This is a genomic window from Pseudomonas sp. Root562, assembly GCF_001427125.1.
GTDB lineage: Bacteria > Pseudomonadota > Gammaproteobacteria > Pseudomonadales > Pseudomonadaceae > Aquipseudomonas.
Genome location: NZ_LMGK01000012.1, coordinates 283966 through 297204, shown reverse-complemented (window position 1 = coordinate 297204; position 13239 = coordinate 283966). Strand labels below are relative to the sequence as shown.

Annotated in this window: 13 protein-coding genes; 10 read left to right on the top strand and 3 right to left on the bottom strand. The window is 60.6% G+C overall.

Annotated elements, in window-relative coordinates:
- From ASD60_RS11455 to ASD60_RS11440, 4 genes are all read left to right on the top strand, one after another.
- Entirely contained in the window at window positions 1-1158 is a 1158-nt protein-coding gene (locus ASD60_RS11455) for a uroporphyrinogen-III C-methyltransferase (RefSeq protein ID WP_056854113.1), read from the top strand.
- Window positions 1155-2393, top strand: coding sequence for a heme biosynthesis protein HemY (locus tag ASD60_RS11450; RefSeq protein ID WP_056854112.1), 1239 nt, complete (start codon window positions 1155-1157; stop codon window positions 2391-2393). The genes ASD60_RS11455 and ASD60_RS11450 overlap by 4 nt, the downstream gene beginning before the upstream one ends.
- 250 nt (window positions 2394-2643) lie before the next feature.
- Window positions 2644-3195, top strand: a complete 552-nt coding sequence (locus ASD60_RS11445; RefSeq protein ID WP_056854111.1) for a disulfide bond formation protein B — start codon at window positions 2644-2646, stop codon at window positions 3193-3195.
- A 171-nt stretch (window positions 3196-3366) separates the two neighbouring features.
- Entirely contained in the window at window positions 3367-3825 is a 459-nt protein-coding gene (locus ASD60_RS11440; RefSeq protein WP_056854110.1) for an Rsd/AlgQ family anti-sigma factor, read from the top strand.
- A 58-nt stretch (window positions 3826-3883) separates the two neighbouring features.
- Here the strand turns inward: ASD60_RS11440 and ASD60_RS11435 are convergent, their stop codons facing one another.
- Complete coding sequence (locus ASD60_RS11435) at window positions 3884-4549, bottom strand: FKBP-type peptidyl-prolyl cis-trans isomerase (RefSeq protein WP_056854109.1); 666 nt, start codon at window positions 4547-4549, stop codon at window positions 3884-3886.
- A 194-nt stretch (window positions 4550-4743) separates the two neighbouring features.
- Here ASD60_RS11435 and ASD60_RS29235 point away from each other — a divergent pair, with 194 nt between their 5' ends.
- Window positions 4744-5913 carry an AlgP family protein gene (locus ASD60_RS29235; protein ID WP_056854108.1) on the top strand — a complete coding sequence of 390 codons (1170 nt, stop codon included), beginning with the start codon at window positions 4744-4746 and terminating at the stop codon, window positions 5911-5913.
- Here ASD60_RS29235 and ASD60_RS11425 read toward each other — a convergent pair.
- Window positions 5910-6374 (bottom strand): TIGR02444 family protein, encoded by a 465-nt coding sequence (locus ASD60_RS11425; RefSeq protein ID WP_056854107.1) that lies wholly within the window; start codon window positions 6372-6374, stop codon window positions 5910-5912. The two genes, ASD60_RS29235 and ASD60_RS11425, sit on opposite strands and share 4 nt — an antisense overlap.
- Window positions 6375-6424: 50 nt before the next feature.
- Here ASD60_RS11425 and ASD60_RS11420 point away from each other — a divergent pair, with 50 nt between their 5' ends.
- The 5 genes from ASD60_RS11420 (at window position 6425) to ASD60_RS11400 (ending at window position 12300) form a co-directional block, all read left to right on the top strand.
- On the top strand, window positions 6425-8335 hold the full coding sequence (locus ASD60_RS11420) for an ATP-binding cassette domain-containing protein (RefSeq protein ID WP_056854106.1): 1911 nt from the start codon (window positions 6425-6427) through the stop codon (window positions 8333-8335).
- Complete coding sequence (locus tag ASD60_RS11415) at window positions 8335-8916, top strand: mechanosensitive ion channel family protein (protein ID WP_056854105.1); 582 nt, start codon at window positions 8335-8337, stop codon at window positions 8914-8916. Before ASD60_RS11420 ends, ASD60_RS11415 begins: the two co-directional genes overlap by 1 nt.
- Before the next feature lie 104 nt (window positions 8917-9020).
- Window positions 9021-9653 carry a homoserine/homoserine lactone efflux protein gene (gene rhtB, locus ASD60_RS11410; RefSeq protein ID WP_056854104.1) on the top strand — a complete coding sequence of 211 codons (633 nt, stop codon included), beginning with the start codon at window positions 9021-9023 and terminating at the stop codon, window positions 9651-9653.
- Window positions 9654-9841: 188 nt separating this feature from the next.
- Window positions 9842-11740 carry a cytochrome c/FTR1 family iron permease gene (locus ASD60_RS11405; RefSeq protein ID WP_056854103.1) on the top strand — a complete coding sequence of 633 codons (1899 nt, stop codon included), beginning with the start codon at window positions 9842-9844 and terminating at the stop codon, window positions 11738-11740.
- Between the two features lie 104 nt (window positions 11741-11844).
- Window positions 11845-12300, top strand: coding sequence for a YaiI/YqxD family protein (locus ASD60_RS11400; RefSeq protein WP_056854102.1), 456 nt, complete (start codon window positions 11845-11847; stop codon window positions 12298-12300).
- 167 nt (window positions 12301-12467) lie between these two features.
- On the opposite strand, the gene elbB is transcribed toward ASD60_RS11400, so the two are convergent.
- Window positions 12468-13136, bottom strand: a complete 669-nt coding sequence (elbB, locus tag ASD60_RS11395; protein WP_056854101.1) for an isoprenoid biosynthesis glyoxalase ElbB — start codon at window positions 13134-13136, stop codon at window positions 12468-12470.
- Window positions 13137-13239 lie beyond the last annotated feature (103 nt).

Sequence of the window (13239 nt, the reverse complement as noted above, 5' to 3'; positions counted from 1 at the left end):
GTGAGCGAAACAGCCTTGCCAAAAAATGACTCGCGGCCTGTGCCAGATGCGCCGGTTGATACTCCTCTTGATGAAGCGCTGCCTCCTGCTGCCGAGCCGCGCCGAGGCAATGGACTGGCGATCGTCGCCATACTGCTGGGTGCCGCCGGCATTGCGGTAGGTGGTTGGGGTGTCTGGCAGGTGCGTCACCTGCAGGCGACCAACCAACAACAACTGAGCCAGGTGCAGGCGTTGAGTGACGAGGCGCAGAGCCTGAAGCTCAATGAACAGCGCCTGAGCGCGCGTCTGGAACAACTGCCCGGCGCCGATGTGCTGGAAGAGCGCAGCCGTCTGGTGATTCAGTTGCAGGGTGATCAACAGCGACTCAATCAACGTCTGGAAACGGTTCTCGGTGCCAGTCGCAAGGACTGGCGTCTGGCCGAAGCCGAGCACTTGTTGCGCCTGGCCAGCCTGCGGCTGTCGGCATTGCAGGACATCAGCAGTGCCCAGGCGCTGGTGGAGGGTGCCGATGAGATTCTCCGCGAACAGAATGATCCGGGTTCGTTTGCCGCGCGCGAACAAGTAGCGAAAACCCTGGTGGCCTTGCGCAGCACTGAGCAGCCCGATCGCACCGGTTTGTTCCTGCGGTTGGGCGCATTGCGCGATCAAGTGATCAGCCTCACCGAGCTCGCACCCGAGTACAAGGACCGCGGCGAATCCCTGCTCGGGCTGACTGCAGATGGCGACGGCGCCAGTCGCTGGGCGCAATGGTGGGATCAGATCTCGCGCTACATCCGCATCGATTTCAACGCCGACAAGAATGTTCGTCCGTTGCTGGCAGGCCAGAGCCTGAGCCAGGTGCGCCTGGCGCTGAGCCTGGCACTTGAACAGGCACAATGGGCTGCGCTCAATGGCCAGGCCGCGGTTTACAGCCAGGCGCTGGACGAGGCGCGGGATGTGCTCAAGGGCAATTTCAACCCGGACAACCCGCAAAGCAAAGTGATGCTCGAACAGGTGGCCGAACTGAGTACGCAGCCCGTCACGGTGGTCACCCCGGATCTGACCGGGACCCTGAGTGCGGTGCAGGGTTACCTGCAGCGACGTAACGTCAATGCCGAAGATTCGATCAAGCCGCTGGCCAAACCTGCCGCGAATACCGCGCAGGAGGCTACGCCATGAAGCGTCTCTATGTGATCGTGTTTCTGGTCATCGCTGCCGCCGCTGCGCTGGGACTGGCGATCGCCGAACATTCCGGTTACGTGCTGATTGCCTACAAGAGCTTCCGCTTCGAATCGAGCCTGTGGGCAACGCTGGCGTTGATTGCGGTGCTCTGGCTGGTGTTCTGGGGCATCAAGGCGTTGATCGAGTTGGTGACGACTTCCGGTGGCGTGGTCAATCCCTGGTCGCGACGCAATCGCAGTCGTCGGGTGCAGGTCGCTATCGAGCACGGGCAACTCGATCTGGCCGAAGGTCGCTGGGCCAGTGCGCAGCGGCATTTGCATCGCGCCGCGGAGGCCGAGCGCCAACCGTTGCTGTACTACCTCGGCGCTGCCCGCGCAGCCAACGAACAAGGCTTATATGAAGAGAGCGACAACCTGCTGGAGCGCGCTCTGGAGCGTCAACCTCAGGCCGAGTTGGCGATTGCCCTGAATCACGCGCAATTGCAGACCGACCGTGGTGATACCGAGGGTGCCCTGGCCACCCTGCAAGCGATGCATGAGCGCCATCCGCATAACGCACAGATGCTGCGCCAGTTGCAGCGCCTGCACCAGCAACGAGGCGATTGGTCGGCGGTAATCCGCCTGTTGCCGGAGTTGCGCAAGGATAAAGTCCTGCCCAAGGCTGAACTGGCCGAACTGGAGCGTCGTGCCTGGGGTGAAAACCTGTCCCTGGCAGCGCATCGGGAAGCGGATGGTACCGTCGGTTTGCAAGCGCTCGAACGCGCCTGGCAGCAACTGACGTCTGCTCAACGCCAGGAGCCGCAGCTGGTGCTGGCCTATGCTGAGCAACTCCGTCAGTTGGGCGCTCAGGCTGAGGCCGAAGAGGTCTTGCGCACGGCGCTCAAGCGCAGCTACGACAGCCACTTGGCGCGTCTCTACGGATTGGTGCGTGGCAATGATCCGGCGCGTCAGCTACAAATCGCCGAAGGCTGGCTCAAGGATCATCCCGCCGACCCGAGCCTGTTACTGACCCTGGGGCGTCTGTGTCTGCAATCCAGCCTGTGGGGCAAGGCGCGGGATTATCTGGAGAGCAGCCTGCGTGTGCAGCGCAATCCGGAAGCCTGCGCCGAGCTGGCGCGGCTGCTGGCGCAAATGGGCGACACCGAACGCAGCAACCAGTTGTTCCAGGAGGGCTTGGGCTTGCTGGACGAGCGCTTGCTGGCAGCGCCGTTACCGGTACTCGCTCACGCTTGATGGCGGGAAGTTGTCGCGTTTGTCCGTTGGCGAATTCTGCATGGAAGGCAATACAGAATGGCGAAAACCAGTCTGTTTTTGTCTTCCTATCGCATCTTAAGCATAGTCCTACAAAGGACTACACCTAATCTTCTAGCTTCTGTCGGGAATTCCCTACGTCCTTGCTGAAGTGTCGCTGTCCACCTGCCTTGAAAGGCTTGCGCGCTTTCCTCTACCGTAGCTATCTGTCCTTAATTGTTACGGAAAAGCCATGTCGTTGGCCTGCTCACGCTCCTTGTTTTTTGCACTTTTCATTGCGGGCGCCCTGGTGCTGGGCGTGTCTTACTATCTGCAATATGCCGTGGGTCTGAAGCCTTGCGGGTTGTGCCTGTTGCAGCGACTCTGCCTGGCGTTGCTGACGGGCGTCTGCCTGATCGCGGCGGTGCATGGGCCGGGCCGTCTCGGGGCATTCCTCTATTGGTTGCTGAATCTTGTCTGCAGCCTGGCCGGTACCGTGACTGCGTGGCGGCAGGTTTTGCTCCAGAGCGATCCGGCGCATCAGCTCTCGACATGTGTTCCGGATCTGCCTGAGGTATTCGCCAATGCGCCCTGGACGTGCATCCTGCGCCTGATGTTCAACGGCTCGATCGATTGCCGACAAGTCGCCTGGACCTTGTTCGACCTGAGCCTTCCTGAATGGAGTTTGCTGTTCTTCGTGGCAATGATGATTCTCGCGGTTTACCAGCTGTTGCGACTTGTGCGGATCAGCGTGCGGCGACCACTCGGCGGCGATTCGTCGCATCACGCCCTGGCACGCGATTAAACACTTGTATGAACTTTATCGCGTGCGTACCTTGAAGCCACAGTCGTGCGGGCATAATCTGGCCCGCACGTGTCATTGGAATTATGTTGCTCGATGACGCTCTGCCTGACCGCCCATTACAAGAGGCGAACAGGCATAGAGCAGCTGACCCACAAGGGAAGAGAGATCACCATGCTCGAAAGTTGTCAGAATGCTCAGGAACGCTGGGGTGGAGTGCACCTGTTGATCGATCGCTGGTTGCAGGAGCGCAAGGAGCTGATCGACGCCTACGACAAGCTCGGTGCAAAGCCTGAAGCTTTGGGCGAAAACAGAAAACCTTTGCAGGAATTCTGCGGCGTGCTGGTCGACTACGTTTCTGCCGGGCACTTCGAGATCTACGAACAGCTGACGGGCGAGGCCAAGGCCTTCAACGACAAGCGTGGTCTGGAGCTTGCCGAGACCCTCTACCCACGCATCGATGTCATCACCGAGAAACTCCTCGCGTTCAACGACCTGTGCGATGAAGGCAAGTGCGTCGCAGAGAAGTTCAAGGAGCTCGGCGGCCTGTTGCATGAACGCTTCGAACTGGAAGACTGCCTGATCGAAGTGCTGCACACCGCTCACAAGGAAGCCGATTCGGTCCAGGCCTGAAGCGCTTCGTGCAAAACCCGAAACGGCGTGCCAAGGCACGCCGTTTTCATTTCTGCTTTCAACCGGTAGCGCCGCGTAACTCGACTTCGAAGACCAGTGGTGTGAAAGGCGCGATCAGGTCGCCAGCACCCTCGGCGCCATAGGCTTGTGCCGAAGGAATCACCAGGCGCCATTTTGCGCCGACCGGCATTTGCTGCAACGCAGTGCGCCAGCCACTGATCACGCTATCAAGACTGAACCACTGCGGCTGACTGTTCTGGTCGAACACTGTGCCGTCGGGAAGGCGACCGATGTACAACACCTGCACCTTGCCGTTCGGCCCGGCCTTGACGCCAGTCCCGGGTGCCAACTCGGTCAGCAGAATGCCATCGGCCAATTCGCGAACACCGGGTTTGGCTTTTTCATCGGCGAGAAATCGTTGCTCGTTTTCCAGTGCCAGTTCGCTCTGCGGCGCAGGCGATTGCATGGCGACCCGGGCTTCGTGCTCGGTGAGAATCTGCTCGATGCGCTCCTCTTTCAATGCCAGTGGTTTGCCTTGGTAGGCTTGTTGAAGGCCTTCGACCAACGCCTTGAGTTGCAGGTCGGGAACCTCTTGGCGCAAGCGCTCGCCCAGGCTCGCGCCCAGACTGTATGCGAGATCGTGGGCGTCATTTTCCTGGGCTTTTTCAGCAGCATGAGCCGCCGAAAAAATTACCCACAGCGATAAAAAAAGGTAGCGCGACATGGGCACTCTCCAACCTGGAATGCGGGCGATTATGCCAGTGTGAAGAGACTGAAAGGTGAACTGCTTTTTGCGTCGACGAAGAAGATTTTCGCTGGTTTGCAACGCACCGCTTTCGATAGTGTCAACATGCCCTAGCGGCGGTTGCAGCAGAGGTCTAGTATGAGCCGCAACTCACTTCAGCCAGGAGGTAAACCATGTCGGCCACCAAGAAGCCAGTAAACACTCCGTTGCACCTGCTCCAACAACTCTCGGGCAGCTTGCTCGAGCATCTGGAAAACGCTTGTTCCGAAGCCTTGGCTGATGCTGAAAAACTGCTCGCCAAGCTGGAAAAGCAGCGCGGAAAAGCGCAGGAAAAATTGCATAAATCCCGCACCAAATTGCAGGACGCCGCGGCAGCCGGCAAGGCCAAGGCGCAAGCCAAAGCCAAGGAAGGAGTGAAGGAACTCGAAGACCTGCTTGATGCTCTCAAAGAGCGCCAGTCGGACACTCGTGGCTACATTCTGCAACTCAAGCGCGACGCTCAAGAGAGCCTGAAACTGGCTCAGGGCATTGGTCGTGTACAAGAGGCTGTCGGCAAGGCGTTGACCCTGCGTTCGGCCAAGTCAGCCGCGGCCCCTGCGAAGAAAGCCGCTGCCAAACCGGCTGCCGCAAAAGCACCGGCCAAACCTGCCGCCAAACCTGTCGCTAAAACGGCGGCTGCCAAACCAGCTGCAAAACCTGCTGCGAGAACTGCTGCTGCCAAACCTGTTGCTGCCAAGCCGGCTGCTGCAAAAACAGCGGCTGCAAAACCTGCCGCGGCAAAAACCGCTGCAGCAAAACCAGCCGCAAAACCGGCGGTAAAAACTGCCGCTAAACCAGCCGCAAAACCAGCCGCTAAATCCGCTGCAAAACCTGCTGCCAGAACCGCCGCGGCGAAGCCTGCTGCCAAGCCGGCAGCCAAACCGGTTGCGGCCAAAACCGCGGCCAAGCCTGCGGCTAAACCAGCAGCAAAACCTGCAGCAAAACCTGCGGCGAAAGCACCGGCTAAACCCGCTGCCAAACCGGCCGCTAAAACGGCTGCGGCAAAACCTGCCACTGCCGCCAAACCGGCAACTGCCAGCGCCGCCAAACCGGCCGCCGCCAAACCCGCTGCCAAACCAGTTGCAGCAAAACCAGCGGCCAAACCTGCTGCTAAACCAGCCGCCAAACCCGCAGTGAAAAAACCGGTTGCCGCCAAGCCCGCGACCGCACCTGTTGCCAAGCCAGCCACTCCGGCTCCCGCTGCAGCACCTGCTTCGACGGCCAGCACCTCGACAACTGCGCCAGCACCAACGCCGGCCGCTGTTCCGAGCGCAGCAACCTCCACGCCTACCAGCGCTTCCTAAGTGCCGGTTACCGCGACGCGCAGCTGATGCAGCGCGTTGCGGTCGAGGTGGGCGGCGTCTGCCGTCACGCCTTCCAGCCAGGCCGATAGATCGGCCGTCTCTTCCTGCGGCCAGTTTTGGGTCGTTTGCTCCAGTCGCTGTAGCAAATGCCGTTCGGCTTCCAGCTCCAACGTCTTCACTTGCTCGCGCAACGTATGCAACCCGGCGTCTCTTGCTGCCGCGTCTTTCCATTGCATGCGCAGCGCCCGTAACGGTCGCACGACATCCGCATCCCAGGTTCGGGCTATCTCTCGAAGTTGCTGCAAGCGCTGTTCGTTACAGCTGATTCTTCGCTCCTCCAGCCAAGCCGCGCACAGCAGCAGGCAGACATTGACTCCCGCCGCCTGCAATTGCAGGCACGCCTGCTCGACACCCGGGCGGGCGTAGGTAGTGAGGGAAAAGCTCCACAGGTCAGAGGACATAGTGCTACTCGCGCCAGTTGCGAGCGAAGCTGGTAGACTCCGCCGCCATTATGATTCGACTTCAGAACCTGACTTTACAGCGTGGCCCGCAACGTCTGCTAGAAGACGCCGAGCTGACCCTGCACGCCGGCCAGAAAGCCGGCCTCATCGGTGCCAACGGCGCCGGCAAATCGAGCCTGTTCGCCTTGCTTCGGGGTGAACTGCACCCGGATTCGGGTGATTGCTTGCTGCCGGGCGACTGGCGTATCGCCCACATGCGCCAAGAGGTCGACACGCTCGATCGCCTGGCGGTCGACTACGTGCTCGATGGCGACTTGCGCCTGCGCCAGGTACAGCGAGACCTGGCGGCAGCCGAAGCGGCCCATGACGGTGCCGCACAGGCCCGCCTGCACTCCGAGCTCGACAGTGCCGACGGTTACACCGCCGATGCCCGGGCGCGCAAGTTGCTGGCCGGTCTGGGCTTCACTAACGAGCAGATGGATCGTCAGGTCGGGGATTTCTCCGGTGGCTGGCGGATGCGTCTGAACCTGGCGCAGGCCTTGATGTGTCCATCGGACCTGCTGCTGCTCGACGAACCGACCAACCACTTGGACCTCGATGCCATTATCTGGCTCGAAGAGTGGCTCAAAAGTTACCCCGGCACCTTGATGCTGATTTCCCACGACCGGGATTTCCTCGATGCCGTGGTCGATCACGTGGCCCACGTCGATCAGCGCAAGATCACGCTGTATCGCGGTGGCTACAGTGCCTTCGAACGCGCCCGCGCCGAACGCCTGGCCCAGCAACAGCAGGCCTATGAGAAGCAGCAGGCGCAACGTGCGCACATGGAAAGCTACATCGCCCGCTTCAAGGCCCAGGCTACCAAGGCCCGTCAGGCCCAGAGCCGGATCAAGGCGCTGGAGCGGATGGAAGAGCTGACCGCGGCTCACGTCGATTCGCCGTTCGATTTTGTGTTCCGCGAATCGCAGAAAATTTCCAGCCCACTGATCGACCTGTCTGATGCTCGCCTGGGTTACGGCGACAAAGCGGTGCTGGAGAAGGTCAAGCTGCAACTGACCCCCGGTGCACGGATCGGTTTGCTCGGGCCGAACGGTGCCGGCAAATCGACCCTGATCAAGAACCTTGCAGGCGAGCTGTCGCCGCTGGCGGGTCGGTTGACCCGTGGTGAGAACACCGTGGTCGGTTACTTCGCCCAGCATCAGTTGGACTCGCTGGATTCCAAAGCCAGTCCGTTGCTGCATTTGCAGCGCCTGGCACCCACCGAACGCGAACAAACCCTGCGCGACTTCCTCGGTGGTTTCGACTTCCGAGGCGCGCGAATCGACGAGCCGGTGCTGAATTTCTCCGGTGGCGAGAAGGCGCGCCTGGCGCTGGCGTTGATCGCCTGGGATCGGCCGAACCTGCTGCTGCTCGATGAGCCGACCAACCACCTGGACCTGGAAATGCGCCTGGCGCTGACCATGGCCTTGCAGGAATTCAGTGGCGCGGTATTGGTGGTTTCCCACGACCGTCACCTGCTCAAAAGCACCACCGACAATTTTTATCTGGTGGCGGACGGCAAGGTCGAAGAGTTCGACGGCGATCTGGAAGACTACACCCGCTGGCTGGTGGATTACCGCCAGCGCAATGCGCCGGTAAGCAATACGCCGGTCAATCCGGACAAAACCGACAAGAAGGCCCAGCGTCAGGCTGCAGCCGCGTTGCGTCAGCAACTGGCGCCGCACAAGCGTGAAGCGGAAAAGCTCGAAGCCGAGCTGGGCAAGCTGCACGAGAAACTGGCGAAGATCGATGCCAGCCTCGGTGACAGTGACATCTACGAGTCGGCGCGCAAGAACGACTTGCGTGATCTGCTGGCCGAACAAGCCAAGCTCAAAGTACGCGAAGCGGAGCTGGAAGAGGCCTGGATGGAAGCTTTGGAACTGCTGGAAAGCATGCAGGCGGAGCTGGAGGCGCTGTCCTGATGGAGGCCTTCAGACTTCCGTTGCCGGCCATGTGGGCCGAACCGATATGGCTCGGCGTGCAAATCCTGCTGATCCTGCTGGCCGGTTACCTGGCCCAGCGTTTTGTCGCCAAGTGCCTGACCCGCCTCGGCGAGCGCTACCCGTTCCCGCCACAGTTGCTGATGCCGCTACGCGGTGGCCTGCGTTGGCTGATCATGGGCAGTGCCCTGATTTTCGTACTGGAACGCTTGGGAGTGTCGGCCACGGTGCTGTGGACGGCGTTGTCCGGTTTTGTCGCGGTGGCGGCGGTGGCGTTTTTCGCCATGTGGAGTGTGTTGTCGAATCTGCTGTGCGCGATCCTGATTTTCACCGTTGGCCCGTTTCGCCTGGGCGATGTGGTCGAACTGGTGGACACCACCGACAAACCCGGGGTCAAGGGCCGTGTCGTGGCGATCAATCTGCTCTACACCACATTGATCGAAGCCGAAGAGCTCGGCACCGGCAGCGCGATGGTGCAAGTGCCCAACAGTTTGTTCTTCCAGCGTTCGGTTCGGCGTTGGCGGGGGACCGACATGTTCCCTTCGAGCGGGTTCGAAAAGTAAGCCGGCTTGGGATCGCAGCCTTTTCACATGCAAAAAATCGGTAGTCACCAGCCCAAAGCCGCATTAGCTTAGACGTCTGTCACGAGTTCGAGTCGAGGTGTGCAATGGAGCTTCAAACATGGCTGGCGTTTTTTGCCGCCTGCTGGGTGATCAGCCTGTCACCGGGCGCCGGCGCCATTGCGTCGATGTCCAGCGGCCTGCAATACGGTTTCTGGCGCGGCTATTGGAACGCCTTGGGCCTGCAACTGGGCCTTGCGGTGCAGATCGCGATTGTTGGCGCCGGTGTCGGCGCGATTCTCACCGCCTCCGCCACAGCCTTCTACGCAATCAAATGGTTTGGCGTGGCGTACCTGGTGTATCTCGCCATCAAGCAATGGCGCGCGTTGCCCAGCGACATGAGCGATGACGCGGCAGTGCGGCAGATCGGCAAACCGATGGCGCTGGTGTTCCGCGGGTTTCTGGTAAACATCAGCAACCCCAAGGCGCTGGTGTTCATGCTCGCGGTGTTGCCGCAGTTCATCGACCCGCACGCGCCGCTACTGATCCAGTACGTGATCATTGGCGTCACCATGATTTGCGTCGACCTGATCGTCATGGCCGGGTACACCGGGCTGGCCTCCAAAGTGCTGCGTCTGTTGCGTACACCAAAACAGCAGAAGCGCATGAACCGCACCTTTGCCGGACTGTTCATTGGCGCGGCGGCGTTCATGGCCACCTTGCGTAAAACAGCGGTGTAGACACCCGTCAGTACAAAAAAGGCGACCTTTGCGGGTCGCCTTTTTCGTTTCAGGGATTCGGTACCCGCGACACGCTTGTCAGGGGCTGGCTCGTGCAGGATGTTTGTCAAAACAGCACAACAAAGCTTGAGTGAAAGTGATTGGGAGGGAACAATATGTTACTTCGTATTTCCAGCTGAGAATCATTCATGAGTGCCCCGTCCCGTTTCCTGGCCTGGCTGATAGCGCCTGTGTTTGCCCTGTGCAGTTTCAATCTGCTGGCGGACACGGTGGAAGGCGCACCGCAAGCACTGCATTTACTCGACTATATCGGTGCGGACTACCCGGGTGCGGTACAAGCAGGCAACGTCGTCAGCGAATCCGAGTACCGCGAGCAGCTGGAATTCGTCCAGGTCTTGCAAGGATTGGTGGCGGCCATGCCAGCGAAACCGGAAAAGGCTGAGCTGGTGCAGGGCATCGGCAAGCTGCACAGCGCCATTGCTGCGCGTCAGGAGGGGGCCGAGGTTGCGCGTCTGGCGCGGCAACTGGGGGCAAAACTGGCAGTGGCCTATGAGGTCAGCCAGGCACCGATCATCACTCCGGATCCGACCCGAGGGGCGCCGCTGTACGCCCAGCATTGCTCGGTGTGCCATGGCGATACCGGCGCGGGTGACGGTCCTGCGGGCGTCGGTCTGACCCCGCCACCCGCCAATCTGCGTGATAACGCGCGCCTGGATCACCTGAGTCTTTACGCGATCTACAACACCTTGAATCTGGGGGTGGAAGGCACCGATATGCCCGCCTTCGGCGATCAACTCGATGATCGTCAGCGTTGGGACCTGGCCACGTACATCGCCAGCTTCAGCGCCGATCCGGCGACCGTCAGCAGTGACAAGTCCTACAACATTGCCGATCTGGCTCGCCAGACTCCGGCCGAAGTGCAGGCCGTGGACGGTGCGCAAGCGGCGGCGATATTCCGTGCCCAACGGGCACAACCGCCACAGGTCAAGCGTGGCCCGGCGCAATTGCTCGATTACACCGCCGCGACCCTGGACAAGAGCGTTGCAGCCTATCGTGCCGGCGAACACGATCAGGCCTATGACTTGTCGGTGGCGGCCTACCTGGAAGGCTTCGAACTGGTCGAAAGCTCCCTCGACAACGTCGATGCCAACGTGCGCAAAGACACGGAAAAATCGCTGATGGCTTACCGTCAGTCGTTGCAGGATGGCTTGCCGGTAGAGCAGGTCGAGCAGCGTCTGGAGGCGGCCAAGGCCAAACTGAAAATCTCCGCCGGTTTGTTGGGCAGCGATGGCTTGAGCTGGTCCCTGAGCTACATTTCCGGCCTGCTGATTCTATTGCGCGAAGGTTTGGAAGCGATCCTGGTGCTGGCGGCGATTCTCGCCTTCTTGCGTAACACCGGCCAGCAATCGGCCGTGCGTAGCGTCAACGTCGGTTGGGGGCTGGCGCTGGTCGCGGGGCTGGCCACCTGGGCGCTGGCGGCGTATGTGATTGATGTCAGCGGTTCCCAGCGTGAATTGCTCGAAGGCGCGACGGCGCTGTTTGCCAGCGTCATGGTGCTGTGGCTCGGGGTGTGGATGCATGATCGTCGTCACGCCGCGGCCTGGCAGGATTACATCAAGAGCAGCCTGGTGGGCGGTGGCGGGCGTTTCGGCTTTGCGATCCTGGCGTTCTTCTCGGTGTATCGCGAGCTGTTCGAGGTGATTCTGTTCTACGAAACCCTGTGGTTGCAGGCAGGTCCTGCTGGCCATGATGCGGTGCTGGCGGGTGGTGCCACGGCGCTGCTGCTGCTGGTGGGCCTGGCGTGGGTGATATTGCGCGGCTCGGCAAAACTGCCGTTGGCGCTGTTTTTCAGCATCAATGCCGCTTTGTTGTGTGCGTTGTCGGTGGTGTTTGCCGGGCATGGCGTGAAGGCGTTGCAGGAGGCCGGGATCTTCGGCACGCGACCGGTGCCGTTCTTTGAGTTCGACTGGCTGGGTATTCATGCCGATGCGTATTCGTTGAGTGCGCAGGCTGTGGCGATCATTGCGATCGTCGTGTTGTATGGGCGTAGCTGGGTAGTCGAGAAGCGTCGGTTGGCGGTTTCTTAAACAGCATTCGCTGCGCTCATGATCGCGGGCAAGCCTTGCTCCTACAGACGGCGCTATCCTGTAGAGCATGGCTTGCCCGCGATGCTTTTAACGAGGAAAACACAATGCGTGTCTGGATCGATGCCGACGCCTGCCCGCGGGCGGCCAAGGATCTGGTGGTGAAGTTTGCCCTCAAGCGCCGTTTCGAAGTGGTGCTGGTGGCTGGACAGCCGCAGATCAAGCCAGGCCTGGCGCTGGTGAAGTTGATTGTGGTGCCGAGCGGCCCGGATGCCGCTGACGACTATCTGGTGGAACATGCAGTCCCCGGTGAACTGGTGATTTGCAGCGATGTGCCGCTGGCCGACCGGTTGGTGAAAAAGGGCGTTGCGGCACTGGACCCGCGAGGCAAGGAATTCGACTCGCAGAACATGGGCGACCGGCTGGCGGTGCGCAACCTGTTCACCGACTTGCGCGAGCAAGGGCAGATGAGCGGCGGGCCGGCGCCGTTTGGCGAGCGCGAGAAACAGGCGTTTGCCAATGCGCTGGACCGGATCTTGACGCGGCTATCGCGCCAGTCTTGAGCGAATGCAGTCGTTGTGGCGAGGGAGCTTGCTCCCGCTGGGTTGCGAAGCAACCCCCAAACCTGCCGCGACAGTTTTCAGAAAAATCGCAGCAATCGGTTTTGCGACTGCTGCGCAGTCGAGCGGGAGCAAGCTCCCTCGCCACAGGAGTCAATCGCAGCGACGGGTCAAGCGTCGTTTTCGTGGGTCAGTTCGAGGACGCGGTCGACCAGTTTGTTGATCCCTGAAGCCGCTTCACTGATCGATTGCGCCAGCATGTAGGCTGGGGTGCTCACCAGTTTGCGCGCCTTGTCTTCAACGATGTCACTGACGGCGCATTCCTGGTGGGTGGCGCCCATCTTGTTCAGCGCCGTCGCCGTGTCGGCATCGTTGCCGATGGTGCAGGTCACGCCGGGGCCATAAATCTTTGCCGCCAGGGCTGGCGAGATGCAGATCAGCCCCACTGGTTTGCCGGCTTCGGCAAAGGCTTCGGTCAACGCCAGCACGTCGGGCTGCACGGTGCAGCCGGTGCCCTCGATGGCGAAGTTGGAGAGGTTCTTGGCCGAGCCGAAGCCACCGGGAATGATCAGCGCATCGAAGTCTTCGGCGTCGGCTTCGCGGATGTCCTTGATTTCGCCGCGGGCGATGCGCGCCGACTCCACCAGCACATTGCGCGATTCGGGCATTTCTTCGCCGGTCAGGTGGTTGATCACATGCAGTTGCGCAATGTTTGGCGCGAAACACTGCACCTGCGCGCCGCGCTGGTCCAGGCGCAGCAAGGTAATCACACTCTCGTAGATCTCGGCGCCGTCGTACACACCACAACCGGAAAGGATCACTGCAACTTTTTTGCTCATGGGCTTTTTCTCCAGATTCATGGCGTTAAATGTCCACTAATTTGTCACTCGTTGCCATAGGGTTAATTCGCGGGTACACCTAGCATCTGTCCTCAGGATTCCG

Bases quoted from the DNA above. Each gene is read 5' to 3' on its own strand.
- ASD60_RS11415 (WP_056854105.1), top strand. From the start codon at position 8,335: ATGGAGGCCTTCAGACTTCCGTTGCCGGCCATGTGGGCCGAACCGATA.
- ASD60_RS11440 (WP_056854110.1), top strand. From the start codon at position 3,367: ATGCTCGAAAGTTGTCAGAATGCTCAGGAACGCTGGGGTGGAGTGCAC.
- ASD60_RS11400 (WP_056854102.1), top strand. From the start codon at position 11,845: ATGCGTGTCTGGATCGATGCCGACGCCTGCCCGCGGGCGGCCAAGGAT.
- rhtB (WP_056854104.1), top strand. From the start codon at position 9,021: ATGGAGCTTCAAACATGGCTGGCGTTTTTTGCCGCCTGCTGGGTGATC.
- ASD60_RS11445 (WP_056854111.1), top strand. From the start codon at position 2,644: ATGTCGTTGGCCTGCTCACGCTCCTTGTTTTTTGCACTTTTCATTGCG.
- elbB (WP_056854101.1), bottom strand. From the start codon at position 13,136: ATGAGCAAAAAAGTTGCAGTGATCCTTTCCGGTTGTGGTGTGTACGAC.
- ASD60_RS11450 (WP_056854112.1), top strand. From the start codon at position 1,155: ATGAAGCGTCTCTATGTGATCGTGTTTCTGGTCATCGCTGCCGCCGCT.
- ASD60_RS11435 (WP_056854109.1), bottom strand. From the start codon at position 4,549: ATGTCGCGCTACCTTTTTTTATCGCTGTGGGTAATTTTTTCGGCGGCT.
- ASD60_RS11420 (WP_056854106.1), top strand. From the start codon at position 6,425: ATGATTCGACTTCAGAACCTGACTTTACAGCGTGGCCCGCAACGTCTG.
- ASD60_RS11425 (WP_056854107.1), bottom strand. From the start codon at position 6,374: ATGTCCTCTGACCTGTGGAGCTTTTCCCTCACTACCTACGCCCGCCCG.
- ASD60_RS11405 (WP_056854103.1), top strand. From the start codon at position 9,842: ATGAGTGCCCCGTCCCGTTTCCTGGCCTGGCTGATAGCGCCTGTGTTT.
- ASD60_RS29235 (WP_056854108.1), top strand. From the start codon at position 4,744: ATGTCGGCCACCAAGAAGCCAGTAAACACTCCGTTGCACCTGCTCCAA.